Origin of the sequence: Epilithonimonas pallida (assembly GCF_900182975.1) — a bacterium.
In the GTDB taxonomy this organism is placed as follows: Bacteria; Bacteroidota; Bacteroidia; order Flavobacteriales; family Weeksellaceae; genus Epilithonimonas; species Epilithonimonas pallida.
The window spans coordinates 158,317-176,763 of the sequence record NZ_FXUO01000008.1 but is presented as its reverse complement, the minus strand read 5'-3'; the positions used below and the strand labels follow the sequence as shown (position 1 = coordinate 176,763).

22 protein-coding genes and 1 tRNA gene are annotated in these 18,447 nt (G+C 35.5%); 5 read left to right on the top strand and 18 right to left on the bottom strand.

The window, feature by feature from the left end:
- Positions 1-457: 457 nt before the first annotated feature.
- The 7 genes from QOL71_RS15360 to greA form a co-directional block, all read right to left on the bottom strand.
- Positions 458-531, bottom strand: a tRNA-Met gene (locus QOL71_RS15360).
- 46 nt (positions 532-577) lie between these two features.
- Positions 578-1,858, bottom strand: a complete 1,281-nt coding sequence (locus tag QOL71_RS15355; protein ID WP_283417776.1) for a TlpA disulfide reductase family protein — start codon at positions 1,856-1,858, stop codon at positions 578-580.
- Between the two features lie 54 nt (positions 1,859-1,912).
- A complete protein-coding gene (locus tag QOL71_RS15350) occupies positions 1,913-2,140 on the bottom strand; it encodes a hypothetical protein (RefSeq protein ID WP_283417775.1) in 228 nt (75 codons plus the stop codon).
- 15 nt (positions 2,141-2,155) lie between these two features.
- Positions 2,156-4,186, bottom strand: coding sequence for a T9SS type A sorting domain-containing protein (locus QOL71_RS15345; protein WP_283417774.1), 2,031 nt, complete (start codon positions 4,184-4,186; stop codon positions 2,156-2,158).
- A gap of 85 nt (positions 4,187-4,271) precedes the next feature.
- Entirely contained in the window at positions 4,272-5,450 is a 1,179-nt protein-coding gene (gene clpX / locus QOL71_RS15340) for an ATP-dependent Clp protease ATP-binding subunit ClpX (RefSeq protein WP_283417773.1), read from the bottom strand.
- 46 nt (positions 5,451-5,496) lie between these two features.
- On the bottom strand, positions 5,497-5,886 hold the full coding sequence (locus tag QOL71_RS15335; protein WP_283417772.1) for an HIT family protein: 390 nt from the start codon (positions 5,884-5,886) through the stop codon (positions 5,497-5,499).
- Between the two features lie 60 nt (positions 5,887-5,946).
- Positions 5,947-6,414, bottom strand: coding sequence for a transcription elongation factor GreA (gene greA, locus QOL71_RS15330; protein ID WP_283417771.1), 468 nt, complete (start codon positions 6,412-6,414; stop codon positions 5,947-5,949).
- A gap of 99 nt (positions 6,415-6,513) precedes the next feature.
- Here greA and QOL71_RS15325 point away from each other — a divergent pair, with 99 nt between their 5' ends.
- Positions 6,514-6,972, top strand: coding sequence for a hypothetical protein (locus QOL71_RS15325; RefSeq protein WP_283417770.1), 459 nt, complete (start codon positions 6,514-6,516; stop codon positions 6,970-6,972).
- A 2-nt stretch (positions 6,973-6,974) separates the two neighbouring features.
- The gene (dtd, locus tag QOL71_RS15320) at positions 6,975-7,424 is read left to right on the top strand and encodes a D-aminoacyl-tRNA deacylase (RefSeq protein WP_283417769.1); all 450 of its coding nucleotides are present in this window, start codon (positions 6,975-6,977) and stop codon (positions 7,422-7,424) included.
- A 25-nt stretch (positions 7,425-7,449) separates the two neighbouring features.
- On the opposite strand, the gene QOL71_RS15315 is transcribed toward dtd, so the two are convergent.
- From QOL71_RS15315 to QOL71_RS15295, 5 genes are all read right to left on the bottom strand, one after another.
- Positions 7,450-8,181, bottom strand: coding sequence for an SIMPL domain-containing protein (locus QOL71_RS15315; RefSeq protein WP_283417768.1), 732 nt, complete (start codon positions 8,179-8,181; stop codon positions 7,450-7,452).
- Between the two features lie 122 nt (positions 8,182-8,303).
- The gene (gene folB / locus QOL71_RS15310; RefSeq protein WP_283417767.1) at positions 8,304-8,669 is read right to left on the bottom strand and encodes a dihydroneopterin aldolase; all 366 of its coding nucleotides are present in this window, start codon (positions 8,667-8,669) and stop codon (positions 8,304-8,306) included.
- 428 nt (positions 8,670-9,097) lie between these two features.
- Positions 9,098-10,114: a quinolinate synthase NadA gene (nadA, locus tag QOL71_RS15305; protein ID WP_283417766.1), complete on the bottom strand. Its 1,017-nt coding sequence runs from the start codon at positions 10,112-10,114 to the stop codon at positions 9,098-9,100.
- A gap of 18 nt (positions 10,115-10,132) precedes the next feature.
- Positions 10,133-10,699: a guanylate kinase gene (gene gmk / locus QOL71_RS15300; RefSeq protein WP_283417765.1), complete on the bottom strand. Its 567-nt coding sequence runs from the start codon at positions 10,697-10,699 to the stop codon at positions 10,133-10,135.
- A gap of 379 nt (positions 10,700-11,078) precedes the next feature.
- Positions 11,079-11,936 (bottom strand): YicC/YloC family endoribonuclease, encoded by an 858-nt coding sequence (locus tag QOL71_RS15295; RefSeq protein ID WP_283417764.1) that lies wholly within the window; start codon positions 11,934-11,936, stop codon positions 11,079-11,081.
- Positions 11,937-12,048: 112 nt separating this feature from the next.
- On the opposite strand from QOL71_RS15295, the gene lpxK reads away from it, so the two are divergent.
- Positions 12,049-13,074 (top strand): tetraacyldisaccharide 4'-kinase, encoded by a 1,026-nt coding sequence (gene lpxK / locus QOL71_RS15290; RefSeq protein ID WP_283417763.1) that lies wholly within the window; start codon positions 12,049-12,051, stop codon positions 13,072-13,074.
- On the top strand, positions 13,058-13,873 hold the full coding sequence (locus QOL71_RS15285; RefSeq protein WP_283417762.1) for a purine-nucleoside phosphorylase: 816 nt from the start codon (positions 13,058-13,060) through the stop codon (positions 13,871-13,873). Before lpxK ends, QOL71_RS15285 begins: the two co-directional genes overlap by 17 nt.
- A 34-nt stretch (positions 13,874-13,907) precedes the next feature.
- Here QOL71_RS15285 and QOL71_RS15280 read toward each other — a convergent pair whose 3' ends face one another.
- Genes QOL71_RS15280 through QOL71_RS15255 form a run of 6 tightly spaced genes read right to left on the bottom strand, consistent with a single transcriptional unit; the run spans position 13,908 to position 17,643 of the window.
- On the bottom strand, positions 13,908-14,660 hold the full coding sequence (locus QOL71_RS15280; RefSeq protein ID WP_283417761.1) for a T9SS type A sorting domain-containing protein: 753 nt from the start codon (positions 14,658-14,660) through the stop codon (positions 13,908-13,910).
- Between the two features lie 3 nt (positions 14,661-14,663).
- Positions 14,664-15,182, bottom strand: a complete 519-nt coding sequence (locus QOL71_RS15275; protein ID WP_283417760.1) for an ankyrin repeat domain-containing protein — start codon at positions 15,180-15,182, stop codon at positions 14,664-14,666.
- Complete coding sequence (locus QOL71_RS15270) at positions 15,182-15,724, bottom strand: YceI family protein (RefSeq protein WP_283417759.1); 543 nt, start codon at positions 15,722-15,724, stop codon at positions 15,182-15,184. Before QOL71_RS15270 ends, QOL71_RS15275 begins: the two co-directional genes overlap by 1 nt.
- 19 nt (positions 15,725-15,743) lie before the next feature.
- Complete coding sequence (locus QOL71_RS15265; RefSeq protein ID WP_283417758.1) at positions 15,744-16,103, bottom strand: c-type cytochrome; 360 nt, start codon at positions 16,101-16,103, stop codon at positions 15,744-15,746.
- 9 nt (positions 16,104-16,112) lie between these two features.
- A complete protein-coding gene (locus tag QOL71_RS15260; protein WP_283417757.1) occupies positions 16,113-16,952 on the bottom strand; it encodes a DUF5777 family beta-barrel protein in 840 nt (279 codons plus the stop codon).
- A 55-nt stretch (positions 16,953-17,007) separates the two neighbouring features.
- Positions 17,008-17,643 (bottom strand): Crp/Fnr family transcriptional regulator, encoded by a 636-nt coding sequence (locus tag QOL71_RS15255; protein WP_283417756.1) that lies wholly within the window; start codon positions 17,641-17,643, stop codon positions 17,008-17,010.
- Between the two features lie 158 nt (positions 17,644-17,801).
- On the opposite strand from QOL71_RS15255, the gene QOL71_RS15250 reads away from it, so the two are divergent.
- A complete protein-coding gene (locus QOL71_RS15250; protein ID WP_283417755.1) occupies positions 17,802-18,317 on the top strand; it encodes a TlpA family protein disulfide reductase in 516 nt (171 codons plus the stop codon).
- Positions 18,318-18,447 lie beyond the last annotated feature (130 nt).

Here is an 18,447-nt window from a genome sequence, read left to right as displayed (position 1 = left end):
AAAACACAAATGATGAAAAAAAATTTATTGCTCCTGAGTGATTGTCTCAAAAGCACCGTAAAAGTACAACATTTGAATTTACCCTCCAAATATTTTAAGCACATATTTAAAAAAAGCAGAACATATTAATAATCAAAATATTAAATGTTTTAAAATTATTATGATTAGAGACTTCTCTTAATTTTATCGACCTTGTCCCAACAGGCCATTATATTAGTTAAAAATCTGATTAACCATCTGATCATTAAAAGGCTATTTTTCAAATAATAAGATGCATAAGAATCTGGAGCATTCCCTTAATTTTGAATAACCTAAAATATATGACGCAGATATATTACAGAGAAATATATATTTTTTTGGTTGTTTTATTAAAAAACTTACCCTAAAAAATAATAGACTTTTTTTAATTATTAGAAATAAAAATCCGCAAATGTCTATACATTTACGGATTTTCTAGTAGCGAAGACGGGAATTGAACCCGTGACCTCAGGGTTATGAATCCTGCGCTCTAACCATCTGAGCTACCTCGCCATTTTTGTGGTGCAAATATAAGGATATTTTACATTCCCACAAACTTTTAATTAACTTTTAAATAATCTAAAACATCAGCTACATGATTGGGTTTGCTAATGATTTTATTATCAGCATCTAATATGAAATAAGTTGGCGTTGCGGAAATATTATAAGTATCTCCATATGAGCTATACCAGCCTTTCCCTTCAGAATCACTTATCCAGGGATATATATTGGCTTTACTCTTAAATTCATCAAGATTGCTATCTAGCGATAAACCAACAACCTCAATGTTTTGTGCTTTTAATTTAGCATACTTTTCCAAAAGTTTTGGTAATTCTGCTTCACAATGAGAACAAGTGGAAGACCAGAATACAACAATTTTTTTATTACTTTTTACATCGTACAAAGACTTGGCTTTGGTATGTATAGGATTTACAAATACATTATTGGGCATCTTAGCACCAATTTCTGTATTATTATTCGATTTCAGGGTTGATGCAAGCCTGTCATTGATTGTACATTTAAGATTATTGCCTTCTGCAAGATATTTTTGTTTCAGCTTATCCATATTATAGGTGTTGAAAATATCAATAAGCTCAGAAAGTATAGTTTGTCCTCGTGGTGTTTCAAGATTAACAGCAGCTAATAATTTGTCGACTCCTTCTTCTACATTGGATTTAGAAACATTCAAATAGTTTATTAAGGACGGTTTTAAAATCAGTGATGTCTCCAGGTATTCTCCAGATTTTGAGTAAAAATCAATATAATCCTGAGGTTTCAGCTCAGTTGCTTTTTCCTGTACAGAATATTTTTGATTTTTGTGATAATAATCTAGAAAGGGATGAGTCTCGTAGAGTAACTGATCGTTTTTCGAAAGCAAATTAATTTCCTTCTCAAGCGATTTATAAAAATCTTCCGTCGGTCTGTAATAATCTTTAATCTGGATCAGAGCCGGCAGTATTAATTCCTGTTTTTTTTGCTGGTCAATCTCATTCCCAAATAATTGATTTGTCTGATCATTAAAAACTACATTCGAGAACTTATTTTTACTATCCAGATCAACTTTGAAATCGATATTTTTATTTTCTGAAACCAAATTTACTGAAGAATTCGTCTTCTGAAAAAATGCTCTCATCATTCCTGTATACTTTTTATCAACTTTGAACACAGCTTTATTATTTGTGACCTTAGCTTTAGAATATAAAATCTCCTTAGATCCGTTAAAACCATATAGATACATATCAGAATCAGACAAATATGAAGGGATTTCCACAGTAACACTGAACTGTGGAAATGCATATGCAGATAATAAAATACTGCTTATAAATAATGTTTTTTTCATAGAGTAAAAATAAAAAAACTCACTTAAAAGTGAGTTTTAAAATATTAAAAAATTTTATTGTAAGGCTTTTTGCTTTTGTTTCATTACAAAAATTATAGTCATTGCAATTGCAATTAAAAACAAAATAAAAGTATAGCTATCTATTGGAGAAGCAGGGTAAGCTCCAATATCTCCGGATTCAGGATTCTCGGGTGGTGGTGGTACAGATTGAGCAAATCCGAATATACTCATCAGTAAAAACAAGAAACGGTATACCCTTTTTAATAAAAAATTAATCATCATTAGTTATTTTTGTGTTTAATTAACAATTTTTTTAGTTACAACCTCTCCTTTATCAGAAATAGCTCTAACCAAGAACATACTTTTTGCTTGATAATTCAAAGGAACAGTATAATCTGAGCCAGTAGATATTTGTGATTTGGTGTTCAATAACTGTCCTGTTGCAGAATACACCTCAACAGTTGCTTTATTCCAATTTTTAGCAAATCTTACAACCCACTGAGAATCTTTCTTAGCTATTATTGTTTGAGAATTATTAACGTTCCCAGTTCCTAATGTTGCACCTTCCGGCAGTTCATAATATAAACCTAAAACTTTAGCACCACTCATAGAAAGGCTATCACCATCTACAATCTTTATAAACTGACCCTGAGAATTCTTTAGATAAAAGCTATTTCCATCACTTAGCCCTTCCGGAACTCTATTACCTTTTTCATAAACCTCAAACTTCAGATAATATGGAGTTCCAACATCACTTATATAAAGAGGAATTTCTTTAGACTTGTAAGCAACTTCATTAGCTTCGTTAATATAAAGTTTTCCGGAAAGATTAATATCTTCACCTCCTGTTAAAGTCTCTTCTTTAGTATAAACAAAAGCATTATCTCCATTATAAGCTTGTAAACTTGTATTGCCGGGACTGTTCCCGGTAACAGCAGAAGGAGAAATTGCATAGTATGTTCTTCCTATTTCCAAGCTGTCTGTATCATACATTATAACCGCTACCTGCTTTACAATTTTGTCTGTAGGAATATCAGCGTCATCAAAAATCTTACTTGTAGGATTGGTTGTTTGCGTTGTATTATCTCTTGAAGTAGATGCAAAACGTCTTAATAAAGTATAATTAATTGCAGATGCGGCATTGTTTCCATTGTCAGCGGAAAGTTTAACCATGAACTCACCCATAGGCTTAATCACTAGACGGTTACCGCTAATATCTCCAGCTTGAAATACACCGGAACTTGCAACCATAACAACAGTTCTCCCCGCAGTACCATTGGCTGATCCGCTTGTATTTTCAGTTGGATAGCCGGTTCCTGATCCTCTTGTCCAGGTTAAACCCGAGGTATAATAGGCGATACCCTGTAAATTAGGTATAGCATTACCATCAGAGTTTGTAGATTCTGACTGACCAATATATCTTAAATCAATATTTGTTAAAAAGGGATTTGCAACCTGATAAAGGTTCTTACCGTAACTAGCATCCCAGCCTCCTGCATTTCCAGTCTTTGATTGAAAGGGATCATCTAAATAGCTGTAATATCTTTCACCATAATAATTAGTAGCAGATCCATTATAACCAAAGCTAATTCCACTGGATGCTCCTGTAAGAGAATAAGATTGATTTCCGCTAACATCAGAAACCGGAGTTCCCGCAAACGTAGTAACCACCGAAGCTGCCGCAGCATCCCAAACAACTGTTCCGGAAGAATTTCTTCTCGGTATGATGTAATAATCCAGTGGAGTACCTACATACGTTGTTGACAATGCGGAACTAGCCGCCGCTATCTGATCAAATCTTGCTCTGGCATTATTCCATCTGAATACAGAACTAGGATTAAAACGTCCTGCAGAATTATTAGCACCATTAGTCACATTAAGATAACTTCCTCCTGTGTTTCCTGGACTATTAGCCAAATTAGCCACCAGATCTGAAATCGGGTAGTTATAAAAAGGCAAAGCAAGCTGCTGCTTAGCTGTAGAGCCGCTATTGGCATCTGCTCTGTATTCTTTATTAACTTTACCTGTAATATTAGTCTGAGGAATACCCGCAATATAAAGCTGTCCGTAACTTGTAGCACCGTTGAACTTCAAATTAACATTTGATGTAGATGCGATATTAAGCTGATCAGTAGAAGCAGCATTAATCATGATATTTCCGGAATTGTTTACTATAGCTGTACCGGCGGTTTGTAACCCACCACCGTTGTATACCAAAGTTTGACTCTGAACAGTAACTAATGCTGAATTTCCAACATAAGTAAGAACCTGGGAAAAAGCAATACTATTGAATAGTATTAATTTGATAATAAATAATTTTCGTATCATTGTGTGTATATGTGTTTGTGTGTTCTTCTTGCAAAGATATTAATTTTTTAGATATTCGTATAAAATATCTAATTAATTAAAGATTTTATAATATTGAGTCTATTTTTACGTATTGGTTATTTTCAATATCAAACATATAATCTTCCAATACTTTTTCAGTTGTCCCTCGCAGACCTCTTGCTCCAAGTCCTTTATTCATAGTGTCTTCCACGATTTCTTCAATAGCTTGATCTGTAAATTCGAGAGTGACATTATCCATCTTGAACAATTCGGTAAACTGATTAATGATAGAATTTTTAGGTTCTTTCATAATTCTTACAAGCGTCTCTTTTGTCAACTTATCGAGATAAGTAATGATAGGAAATCTCCCTAAAAGTTCAGGTATCAACCCAAAACTCTTCAAATCGATCGCATTGATCTGACTTAAAATGTAATCTTCTTCATTGGTTTTATTGATTTTGTCTGCGGAAAAACCAATGGCTTGCTTGTTAAGTCTTCTTTCAATAATTTCTTTCATCCCGTCAAAAGCACCTCCAGCAATGAACAAAATATTCTGGGTATTAACCTGAATATACTTCTGATCCGGATGTTTACGTCCGCCTTGAGGCGGAACGTTCACAATGCTTCCTTCCAGCAATTTCAACAAACCTTGCTGAACACCTTCTCCCGAAACATCTCTTGTGATACTCGGATTATCAGATTTTCTGGCAATCTTATCAATCTCATCAATAAAAACAATTCCTCTCTCGGCTTTTTCTACATCATAATCAGCAACCATCAACAATCTCGAAAGGATACTTTCCACATCTTCACCCACATAACCTGCTTCTGTAAGGATTGTCGCATCTACAATACAGAATGGAACATTCAGTTGTTTTGCAATCGTTTTTGCCAGCAATGTTTTTCCTGTTCCGGTCTCACCGATCATTATGATGTTGGATTTCTCAATCTCAACTTCACGGTTTTCATCCTGAGCATGTAATAATCTTTTGTAATGATTATAAACCGCTATCGACAATTGTTTTTTTGCCTGATCCTGACCAATCACATATTCATCAAGAAAAGCTTTTATTTCTCTCGGCTTTTTAAGTTCTTCCAGAGATTCCGCCATAGATGCAGAATCCGAAGTTTTATTAACACTATCTTTTACAATGGCATGTGCCTGTTCTATACAGTTTTCACATATAAATCCATTTTGCCCGGAAATCAGTATTTGTACTTCACTCTTTTTCCTTCCGCAAAATGAACATTGATTTGGATTCATAATTTTCTCTAAGTTCTAAATTAAAAAAAGAAGCTCAAGACTTCTTTTATGCTTTTATTATGGATTCCTGAATTTCCTTATACTCTTCGGGTGTAAAAATCAGCCTAGCATTTTTAAAATTAAGGTCGTCCATACTGTTAAGTGGTATCAAATGTATATGAGCATGTGGCACTTCCAAACCGACAACAGCCACTCCTACTCTTTTGCAAGGGATAGCTTTCTTGATTTGCTTTGCAATGTCCTGTGTAAAAGCCCAAAGTTCTTTGTAATCTTCAGAATCTAAATCGAAGATAAGGTCGGTTTCCTTTTTCGGAACAACCAGCGTGTGACCTTTTACCAAAGGCATCGCATCCAGAAAAGCGATGTGTTTTTCGTCCTCGGCAATTTTATAACTAGGAATTTCTCCGTTGATGATTTTAGAAAAAATAGTGCTCATAATTTTTTTAATATTGATTTTAATTTCAGCAATTTTTAAACCAACATCTCTATTTTTATTTTATAAAGAAATTTCTAAAACTTCAAAAGAAAGCTTATTTCCATTAGGCAATACGATATCGGCTGTTTCACCAACAGATTTGCCCAAAAGTCCTTTCGCAATAGGCGTGTTAACAGAGATCTTACCAGATTTCAGATCACTCTCATTATCAGGAACCAAAGTGAATTTTTGCTCCCCTTTTGTCACATTGTTCTTCAATCTTACAGTTGTAAGGATAGATACTTTGCTCAGATCAAGCTGGCTTCCGTCAATGATTTTGGATGTAGAAATAATATCTTTCAATTTAGAGATTCTCATCTCCAACATCCCCTGCGCTTCTTTAGCTGCATCGTATTCTGCATTTTCAGACAGATCCCCTTTATCTCTTGCTTCAGCAATCTGCTGCGTTATTTTTGGTCTTTCGATCGTTTCTAATTGTTCCAGTTCGGCTTTCATTTTGTCCAAACCTTCTTTGGTCACGTAGTTCATAACAATAAAATTTATCGTTTGTATAAAAAAATAATCCGACCTTTGCCGGATACTAATTTGTCTCGAATTGAGTTTACAAATATATAATTTATTTTTGAAATGAAAACCAAAAAAATCGCATCGCTATTCGCATTATTTTTGATTATCAGTGTTTTAAACATTAATAATTCTTGTAGCGAAAGAAATGAAACCGTAAGCTGTTTTCCTAATTCCACGATTGCTGTACAACTTAACCTGACTTTACCGCTTTATTACAAGTTACAAACCGTTGGATCCTGGGTTTACGTGAATGAAGTTGGAGCGGGAACCAGAGGACTGATCGTGGTAAGAACAACAAGTGGATTCAAAGTTTATGATAGAAATGCACCACATATCTGTCCGGATACAGATACAACTCTTGAGGTCAAAAATGACACTTCCATTTATTGTCCGAAAGATGGCTCACAATGGATTCTAATCACGGGACAACCTACGGATAACAGCGTTGCCAAAATAGCACCAAAAACCTACGGATATAATTTTGATTCTAATACTAATATTTTATCAATTTATAATTAAAGATGAGAGTGGTAATCCAACGCGTTTCTGAAGCAAGCGTAAAAGTTGACAACCAAATTGTTGGAGAAATTGGAAAAGGATTGATGCTTCTGATCGGTGTTGATGAAAATGATGAAAACGCAGATGCAGACTGGCTTGTCAAGAAAATTCTTGATGTACGGGTTTTTTCCGATGAAGAAGGAAAAATGAATCATTCTGTGAAAGACATTAATGGCGAAATCCTTTGCATCAGCCAATTCACTCTGATTTCTGATTATAAAAAAGGCAATCGCCCTTCCTATATCAAAGCTGCCAAACCTGATAAAGCCATTCCACTGTTTGAATATTTTAAAGATGAAATAAAAAAATCCGGACTGAAAACCGAAAGCGGCATTTTTGGTGCGGACATGAAAGTGTCATTGATTAATGATGGTCCGGTGACATTAGTTTTTGACAGCAAGACAAAATTATAAAGGAGCAATATTTGCTCCTTTACTTTTAATCGACCTCGTATTCAAGTTTTATGGTAATGCTTGCTTCTTTTTCCTTGGAAGTGGTATTGTAAGTTCCGCCGTAGGAATAATCTTCGTTGGAATTTGGTGCCGTAATCTGAATTACGCCCATTGTTGCTTTTTTCAGATTTCCGAGACTGCTTCCCGCATTTTCAGCAATTTTCTCCGCTCTTTCTTTCGCATCTTTTGTAGCGTTAGCAATCATTTCTTGCTTTACATCAGACAACTTGGTGTAGAAATATTGCGGTGAAGAAGATGTGAACTCTATTCCACGATTGATGATTTCGGTAATGTTTCTGGAAATATTTTCAATTTTTGAAACTTCTTTGGATTGGATAGAAACACTTTGGGTCAAATTATATCCTGAAAATTCTCCCTGCTGATAATTCCCGTTGGAATCCGTATAGCTTCGGAATTGTTTCTGAATATCAACCGCAGAAAAAACCATTTCATTTTGTTTCACACCTTTGGAAAGAAGATAATCAGAGATCACATTTCTGTCAATTGCCAAAGCATCATAAGCCGATTTCAGCTCAAAATTATTCTTGGAAAAGCTTCCTGACCAGGTAATAAGGTCTGATGTAAATTTTTTGGAACCAAGTCCGGTCACAGAAACGGTATTTTCAGATTTGTTTCTATTTTTGATGGCGCTGCCAAGCAATCCAGCAGCAATAATAAAACCTAATGCAGCAATTCCAACTGCAATATAATTCTTCATAAAATTTTGTATTTGAGTTTTTTGCATCAAACTTGATACCAAATTTTAAGATTTCATTAACATTTTTTATCTAATTGAACCCTCTTCAGAGTTTAAAATTCTGAAGGGTTGATTAGCTTTCTTTATTGAAATATCGATTTTTCAAATTCCAGACTCACGCCTTTCATTTCGCCCGGCATTGGCGGAACTGTTTTGGTTAATTTGATTTTGATAAAAGTGATTTGTGGAAACTGGTTTTCGATTTTGTTAATGATTCTTCCAATCACGTGTTCCAAAAGTTCGGAACGGATTGCCATTTCCTGATGGATGATTTCGCTGACCTCAGCATAATTGATGGTATCTTCAAGATTATCCGACTGTGATGCTTTTTCTAAATCTGCGTGTAATTCGGTATTGATGATATAATTATTTCCAATCAAAGCTTCTTCCGGCAAAACACCGTGATAGGCGTAGATTTTTATGTCTTCTAATAGGATTTTTGATTTCATTCTTTAAAAATAGAAAAATATTTTGAACGCAAAGTACACAAAGATTTTTTAGCATTAATTGAAAATATTTTAAGGTTCGCAAAGGCGCTTCGCTCAGCAAAAGAAAGTTATATTTTAAATATAACGTTTGTCATTCCGGAGGAATCTCTTCAGTTTAGATTCTTACAGAATGACAAAGATTCTGGTAAACTCTTATTTATTCTGAAGGTTTCTTTCGTGCAAAGATGCAATAGGGATAGTAGTGGAAATCCTTTTTTGCTTGGACTTCTAGTCTTTTGTATGACAAATGTTGATGCAAAAAAGATTGCAACGGATAGCCCGACCCGAGCGGATGCCTTTCGAGAGCCTCAGAATGACAAGCGTTGGCGAGGGGATTGCCCAAATCATTCTACAAAAAAACCTCATCTGAAAAGACAAGGTTTGTAATTTTATTTGATGCTTTTGGAAAGTTCTAGCATGGCTTCAATCGGTTTGAGTGCTTTGAGACGGATTTCCTCATTCATTATGATTTCCGGAAGTTCATATTTCATACACAGATATAGCTTTTCCAGCGTGTTTCTCTTCATAAAGAAACATTCTGAGCAGTTGCAGCTCTCGTCGAAAACCAAAGCGGGAATCAAAGATTTGTGTGGCGCGCGTTTTCTCATCTCGTGAAGGATGCCTTCTTCAGTCGCAATGATAAACTCTTGGCAATCATCTTGTTCTACATAATTCAAAAGCGCGGACGTTGAACCTATGAAATGTGCCAGTTCTAAAACCGGCGTTTCGCTTTCCGGATGAGCGATTAGTTTTGCATTCGGGTGATCTGCTAACTGCTTTGCGATACGCTCCATAGAAAATGCTTCGTGCACGATGCAGCTCCCGTCCCAAAGAATCATATCACGACCTGTTTTCTTGCTGAGATATCTTCCTAAGTTTTTATCCGGCGCAAAAATAATCGGTCGGTCTTTGGGTAAAGCATTAATGATCTGTTCTGCGTTGGAGCTCGTTACAATAATGTCCGAAGCCGCTTTGGTTTCCGCATTACAGTTGATATAAGTTGCTACCAGTGCATCTGGATATTGCTCACGCATTTTGTTGAGACCTTCCGCCGAACAGCCGTCTGCCAAAGAACAACCTGCCAATGTATCGGGAAGAACCACTTTTTTGGTTGGATTAAGGATTTTCGCCGCTTCCGCCATAAAGTGTACGCCACAAAAAGCGATCATATCCGCATCGGTTTCCTTTGCCTGTCTTGCCAATTGTAAAGAATCGCCAAGGAAATCAGCGATATCCTGAATCGGACCCGGCTGATAATAATGCGCCAGAATAACGGCATTTTTTTCTTTTTTAAGGTCAAGAATGGCTTTCACAAGGTCATCGCCTGTCGGAATCGCAAATTCTTTGAGGTCAAGAAACCCTTTTACGGGCATATTATTGATTGCAATGTCTAATGTATTTTCCATTACGTGTTTTTCAAATTTTTATTCGTTGATAAAGTTATTAATAATTTTCTCGACTTCCACTTTTGCCTCGTTCAAATCTGTATTAACAATAATTTTATCGAAATGTTTTTGATAAGTCATTTCCTCGCCTGCTTTTTCCACTCGGGTTTTGATGGTTTCTGCGCAGTCGGTATTTCTTTTTATCAATCTCTGTTCCAACTCGGCGATGCTTGGTGGCATTACGAAAATCGATAATGCTTTGTCACCGAAAATCTCTTTTAGTCGGATTCCGCCTTTAACATCAACATCAAAAATCACGATTTTTCCTTCTTTCCAGATTCTTTCTACTTCGGATTTCAGCGTGCCGTAATATTTGTCGGTATAAACTTCCTCGAATTCTACAAATTCATCTTTGGATATTTTGGTCCTGAATTCTTCCGGTGTCAAGAAGTAATAATCTACTGCGTGTTTTTCTTCACCGCGCGGTTGTCTTGTGGTGGCAGAAATTGAAAAGCTTAATTGAGGAACTACTGAAAGTCCGTGTTTGACCAACGTTGTTTTTCCACTTCCAGACGGCGCGGAGAATATGATGACTTTTTCTTTCAAAATTTGATTTTTAAAATTCTATGTTAAATTGTTTTCTGATAATAAGAAATCGAAAACAATAAAAAATATGTCGCTCCTACGGAGCTTTATCGTTTAAATTAAACTTTTTTCTACAAACATTTCGCTTCTACGAAGCTATTCTAATTCAACTTTTCCTGAAACAAATTCGTTCCAGTATTGCTGTTCTATTTGATCTTCCGGCGACAAATTTTCTATTAATTTACCTGATTGTCCAACAGGCGAATAAAAATACCAATGCCAAGTCGGGCTATATTTTATGAATAAATGATTCCCTCCAAATTCATCATTTTTATAAATTCCAAAAAAGAATCTGAAAATTACCAAAACTATGATAAAAGTAAAAGCTTCTCTTTCAATTCTACAAAATATTCAGCGTTTGCTCTTTTATTTTTTCGAGGTCATCTTTCATCTCGACCACCAATTTCTGAATCTCAGAATGATTGGCTTTTGAACCTAAAGTATTAATTTCTCTTCCCATTTCCTGCGCAATGAAACCCAATTTTTTCCCATTAAAATCTTCGTTCCTCATCACTTCGAGATAATATTTGATGTGCTGGGAAAGACGAACTTTTTCTTCAGAAATATCCAATTTTTCAACAAAATAAACCATCTCCTGGTAATATCTTGTCTCATCAATATTCTCAAAATTCTTAAGCGCAGCCTGATATCTGTCTTTGATCGGCTGGATCCTTTCTTCTTCGTATTGAGCAACCTGATTGAGATTATATTCTATGTTCTGAACGATTTTTTCTATTTCGACAGCCAGATTATTTCCTTCCGTTTGTCTGAACTCAATAAATTTAGAAATAGAATTCTCTACAGTTTCCAAAAGAGTTTTCCACTCGTTCTCTTCCAAATCGGAGTTTTTTGTAGACAAAGCATCCGGCATTCTGACCGCCATTTTCAGCAATTCGAACTCAGGCGCATCAGAACCAACCTCTCTCAACTGATTCATATAATTTTTGACAACATCCTGATTGATTTTGACATCATTATTATCCTCAAGACTTTCGCAGTTGATGTAACAATCTACTTTCCCTCTGAGGATTTTATCATTCAGTAATTTTCTGATATCAAATTCTTTTTCTTTGTATCTCAACGGAATTTTAACATTCAGGTCAAAGTTCTTGCTATTCAAAGATTTGATATCGATTGTAATTTTTTTTCCTTCATAAACAGTCTCAGCGCGGCCGAAACCTGTCATAGATAATATCATACGATTCTATATAAGAATGCAAAGATAATTAATTTTGATTCTCCGGATTCAATTTCCTTTTTGAATTAAAAACACAATCAGAATTCGAAGTATTTCCTTATTTTTGCCTCCTATGAAAAGATGGTATCTCTACCCTTTTTCCTTGGGTTATCATCTCGGCACTTCTGTTAGAAACCGGATGTATGATTGGGGAATTTTTTCTTCTTCGAAATTCAGAACACCAATAATTGGTGTCGGAAACCTGTCGGTTGGAGGCAGTGGAAAATCACCGATGGTAATGTATCTGGCAGATTATCTTTCACGTTCGTTCCGGACCGGAGTCCTGTCAAGAGGTTATGGCAGGATTACAAAAGGTTATAAAATCGTGAATTACGAAAGTAATTACAAATTGGTTGGTGATGAGCCAATGCAATTGTTCGAGCGATTCCGAAACCGTTTTGTAATCGGTGTATGTGAGGACCGTGTTTTTGGTGCAAAAAAAATAATTTCCGATATGGATCTGGACGTGTTGATTTTGGATGACAGCTACCAGCATCGCGCCATAAAACCCGGGATGAACCTTTTATTAACGGATTATAACGATCCTTTTTTCAAAGATTTTGTACTGCCGGCTGGTGACCTTCGCGAGAGCAGAAGAGGAAAAAGCCGTGCCGACATCATTATGGTAACGAAATGTCCCGATGATCTGACGGAAGAAAAGAAGCAATACTATATCTCAAGAATACGACCGCAACATTACCAGAAAGTATTTTTCTCATCCATTGCCTACGACGAGAATATCCTCGGAATCAATAAAATGATGCCTGTTAAAAATCTGGATTATTATGATGTTCTACTGATTACAGGAATTGCAAATCCTTCCCAGCTTTTGAAAGAGATGTCAAAATACAATCAAAAAGTTAAACATCTCCAGTTCAAGGATCATCACAACTTTACCGACGATGACATCAAAAAAATCACTGCAGAATACAAAAAACTGGGCGAATACAAGGTTATTCTAACCACTGAAAAAGATTATGTCCGCCTAAAAACTTTTGATTATCTTAGGGACAAAATCTATTACTGGCCTATCAACGTAGAGATTGACAAGCGAGAAGACTTTAACAAAATCATTCAGAATTATGTTAGAAAAGTTTAAAGAAACTGCGGAATTCATCAAGAATATCATCTCAGAAGTACCTGATTTTGCAATTGTTCTCGGTTCCGGACTTAGTAAACTCCAGTATGAGGTAGAAGCGATTCATACTTTAGACTACAAAGACATTCCCAATTTCCCTCAAACTACAGTTGTGGGTCACGGTGGAAAATTGATCTACGGAATTCTCGAGGGTAAAAAAGTTTTGATGATGAGCGGACGTTTTCATTATTATGAGGGTCATTCTATCGAAACTGTTACTTTTCCTTTCAGAGTTTTCCATTTGTTAGGAATCAAAAATTTGATTCTCTCCAATGCTGCCGGTGGTGTAAATCCCAATTTCAAAGTAGCTGATGTAATGATTCTGACAGACCATATCAATATGATGCCGGAACATCCGTTGAGAGGAAGAAATATTGACGAATTAGGGCCTCGTTTCGTGGATATGAGCGAACCTTACAATCGTAAGATGATTGCGATTGCTAAATCGATTGCTAAACAAGAAAACATTGACCTAAAAGAAGGTGTCTATGTCGCTTTGACAGGACCAACTTTTGAAACACCAGCAGAATACGGAATGGTAAGAGCCATTGGTGGTGATGCCGTTGGTATGAGTACCGTTCCGGAAGTTATTGTTGCAAAACATCAGGGAATGGATTGTTTCTGTCTTTCGATTATTACTGATTTAGGCGGTCCTGAAATTTCGTTTGCAGTGTCTCACGAAGAAGTTTTAGAAGCTGCCAACAAAGCTATGCCCAGCGTCATTAAGGTCGTAAAAGGACTCATAAAAAATTACAATTAAATATAAAAAACCTCAGAAATTCTGAGGTTTTTTGTTAATTCTTGATTATTTTCTCGTAACTCTTCGAACCGTCTGATTTTTCAAATTCGATGAAATAAACACCTTTTGTTAATTGTGAAACATCGATTGTTGCAGCAGATTTCTGAGACAGAACTTGCTTCCCTGTAGAATCGTAAATTTTCAGAGAATTCGCTTTGTCAGAGTTGCTGAGATTCAAAACATCTTTTACAGGATTTGGGTAAACACCAATTTTCTTTGCAGAAGAATTAGTCTCATCAACAGCGATCAAAGTTGGTGAAAACGTAAGTGTCGCATAATCTTTATTTCCTGCTCCGTGATAAGCTAAACTCGTAGAAGTTCCTTTACCGTAGAATATCGGAAGAGTACCTGATGAATTGGTGAAAGCAAAATCACCAGCGCCACCCGCAAGTGTCCTTCTGACAACCAGAGTTCTTGTGCCGGAAGCTACTGTATTGGAAAGTTCTGTCCAGTTTTGCGCAGCATCTGCAGACGGTGTTACTCCAACTCCATTGAAAGTGTAATCTCTATTTGCAGAACTGTTATAAATAAATCCGTCGGCTCCAGCTTTCATCCCTTCATCACTAAAACCAATTCCCAACCAGCTGGTACTGCTTCCTGTGAGTGTCATTGTAACATTTGTAGCATCAACATCAATTTTAACACTCATTGCAGTTGTCGGTAAACTTACAGTCCCCGTAGAATACTGTGAAAAAAGCATCCCGCTAACCAATAGCGGTATGCCTAAAAGTAGATTTTTTTTTGCCATAAATTATAGTTTTAGAAGATTGATCATTTCATTATTATTAGATTTCACAGCATATTCAAATGCTGAGATTCCCAACGAATCTTTTAAAGTCCTGTCCGCTTTATTTTGCAAAAGGATTTTTACAAGTTCGAGATTTCCTCTTTTCACAGCCCACAAAAGAGGCGTATTTCCAAAAGAGTCCTGAATATTAGGGTCAGCATTTTTGGACAGCATTTTTTCTACAAGCTCTTTATTATAATTGATACATAATGAAGACAGCGCTGTTCCTTCGGGACTTACATAATTCAAATCTTTGACATTGTCAATCAGATATTTTGCGACTTCTGTATTACCTCTGTAGCAAGCTAAAATCAAGGGCGTGAAGCCTCTTTCATTTTTAGAATTAATGATATCCGGATTTTGACTCACTAAGGTTTTCATTTCGTCAAGAGTCCCATTTCGGGCAATATCAAAAACGTTTTTGGTTTGAGAAAAACCTAATCCAAAAATCATTAATGCAATTATTGTAAAATATTGTTTCATTATTTCTGGAGTAAAAAGTTATAATTGACATTAACATTTTCCGCCACTTTTGCTGCCACCATTTTTGGAATTTTCACTTTATAATCTGCAGTTTTAACAACAAATTTTCCCTGAACAATTACTTTATCATCTTTCAGATAAACATTAGCGGTTGATTGAACAGAGTTGTCAACACCATGAAAATTCAATGTTCCGGAAATGGTATAAGCTTTTGGTTTTGAGGACAGATCGTTTTTATTAAAATTCAGGATTTTACCTTTGAAACTTGTCTTTGGATACTTCGCAGATTCAGCATAATTTTCATTAAAATGTTCTTGCATCAGACTGACTTTAAAATTAAATCCATTAACCATTGCAAGCGAGGCAATATCTCCGGTATCAGCATTCAGGATTGCTGTCGAATTGTTATTCTCAGCATAAACGTCCTCAAATAACGGAACCGAAGCTTCGAAAGTAATCTTACCTGTCTTGGTGGAATATTTTTGGGCAAAAGCAAAATTCGTTACTAGAATTAAGCTTGTTAAAAAAACTAAAGCTTTCATTTTTTCTTTTTTATATTAATTAGTTTTCAGGCAAACCGTCTGCTTTCCATTTGATAATCATATTGATATTATCCTGAGAAAGTGAACCGCCCTGGGGCATTTTCAAAGGATCTCCATTGGCTCTTTGGATCCTGTCCAGGATATTGTCAATAGAATTTTTTACTGCTGTATAATCCGTCAAAGGGAAATAGGGATTAGAACCTGTTGCGGAATGACAAATCACACAATTATTATCCATTATTGCCTTCACATTTTTGTTGTAAGTAACGGTTTCTGTAATTGGTTTTACATCAGAGATCTCTTCATAAGTTTTTGTATCGCAACTCATTAATACTAGAAATCCCAAAACCGGAACGAATAATTTTATTGTATTTTTCATAATCAGCATTTAAAAAACTCTGTAAAGATTAAATCCAAAGAAGAAATGTCCTTTTCCCCAATCACCTGTCGCATTGCTTATATAACCTGTTTCCGTGTTAGCCTGGGAATTACTGAAGACCAGCTGAAAAACGTGTCCGCCCGTATCAATGTCCATTCCCACAGATAAAGGATTTTTATAGAAATTCTTATTCTCGAAGTTGTAGAAATATTCCGCATTGACAGAAACCCGTTTCGATATCTTGTATCTTCCTCCCAGACCTGTCGAGAAGAGATTTTTGGCATCAATCGTTGGCTCGATCAGATTTCTGTGAATATAAGTTGGCGTTAACTGCAAAGTCAGATTTTCCGTGAATCTTCTGGAAATTAATAATTGAGATAAGTAGGCAAATCTGTCTGTGAATTCGAGTTTTGGGTAATCATCTTTTTTAAGTTCCGAATTGATATCCAGAACATTGTAGCCGACAATATCAAACAGTGACTCTTTTTCCTGTTTGAAGAGTCTGTATTTTGCACCAAACTCATAAGTTTTTTGGTAAGTATGTCTGGAAGCGCTCAAAGCAAGCCAATCTCTTAATCCATAGATTATGCCTAATTTCGTAGTCGCATTGTCAAGTCCGAAGAAATTTTTGAAACCATCACTTACATCTCCAAACCTGTGGGAGATATCAAGATAGAATTCTTTTCTTGCAGGTAATTTTGTAGATTGTGCCGTGACAACCTGCAATGCTTTGAAACTGGGAGAATAAGGCTCTTCCGTTTTGACAGTATCGATTTCTTTTAACAGATCGTCCTGTGCGTAAGAGAAAATCAGAATGAATAAAGAGATAAATGATAGAAGTTTTGACATATAACCTTTTTATTCAAAATTATGACCTCTTCACAAAAAAAAACGGTGACTAAAGTCACCGCTTTTCAATTATTTCTATTCCTGATGGGCTTTGTGTAATCAATCCTTCTTTTTCAAATTTTTTCAGAATACGGCTGACCACCTCTCTTGCAGTACCCAATTCGTCAGCAATCTTCTTGTGGGAAACCTTTACGGCATCAGTTCCACTTCTTCTGATCCTTTCGTGGAGATATTCCAACACCCTGTGATCCAGCTTTTGGAAAACAATTTTATTGATAGTTTCCATCATGAATTTATATCTTGAATCATACTCCAGGAAGAATATTTGATTCAGTTGAGGATAGATTTGAAGCCAAGTAAGGAATTGCGGAACAGGAAGCAGCAGAATATCAGATTTTTCTTCCGAGATAGCATATATTCGGCTCACCTTATCTGTAAAAATTGTGGAAAACGTCATGATGCAACTCTCTCCTGGAGATATGTAATAGTAAACGAGCTCTTTCCCGTCATTCAAATTATACACCTTGACCGAACCTTTTATAAGTATGGGAATAAATTTTACCTTATCACCTTCAGCAATCAATTCCTGTTTAGCACTAACAGAAGTAAAAATCCCATACTCCTTGAGTTCCTGATAAAAACCGTTATCAAAATTTTCAAACTTACTTTTAATGAAATCCGAATTGACCATTAATTATTTTTATTCAAAATTAAATATATTTTAACAATATCAGTTAAATTCAAAAATATTTTTACAATACCTTACGGATTAAATATTTCATCATCAAGTCTTATAAACATTATATTTCGGTATTATTCATTAACTTCGTTCATCTAAAAAATTAAAAAATGAAGAGGATATTAGTTTACATCTTACTATTTGTATTCCAATTTGGGTTTTCTCAGGAAGTTCCAAAAGTTCTGAAAACCAAATTTTCCAAAGAAGCTTTAGCACAAAAATTACAGGACAAAAATGGCAAAGAGATATCGATCAAGGATATTCTTCAACAGCACAAAGGAAAGGTTTTGGTTCTTGATTTCTGGGCAGGCTGGTGCAAAGATTGTCTGAAAGCATTTCCAAAAGCCAAAGAATTAGAAGCTCAAAATCCAGATATCGATTTTGTTTTCCTTTCGTTAGAACGTTCAAAAGAAGGTTTTGATAAAAGCCTTGATAAATTCGAGATGAATGACAAAGAAAACTATTGGTTTGCTTCCGGCTGGAAAAACAATTTCAATAATTATGTAGATCTCAACTGGATCCCGAGATATATTGTGGTGGATCAAAAATCGAATATCGCCAAATATTATGCGATTTCTCCGGAAGACCCGGAACTCCAATCCACCATAGATAGGCTTACAAAATAACAATTGACATTCCCGAATATTTTTCGGGATTTTTTTTGTCTAAATTTGTAATAACTACAAAAGGTGCAAAAACTTACTTTTAAATTTAAAATAATCAAAATATTCTTTTGTGTCTTTTGTGGTAAAATAT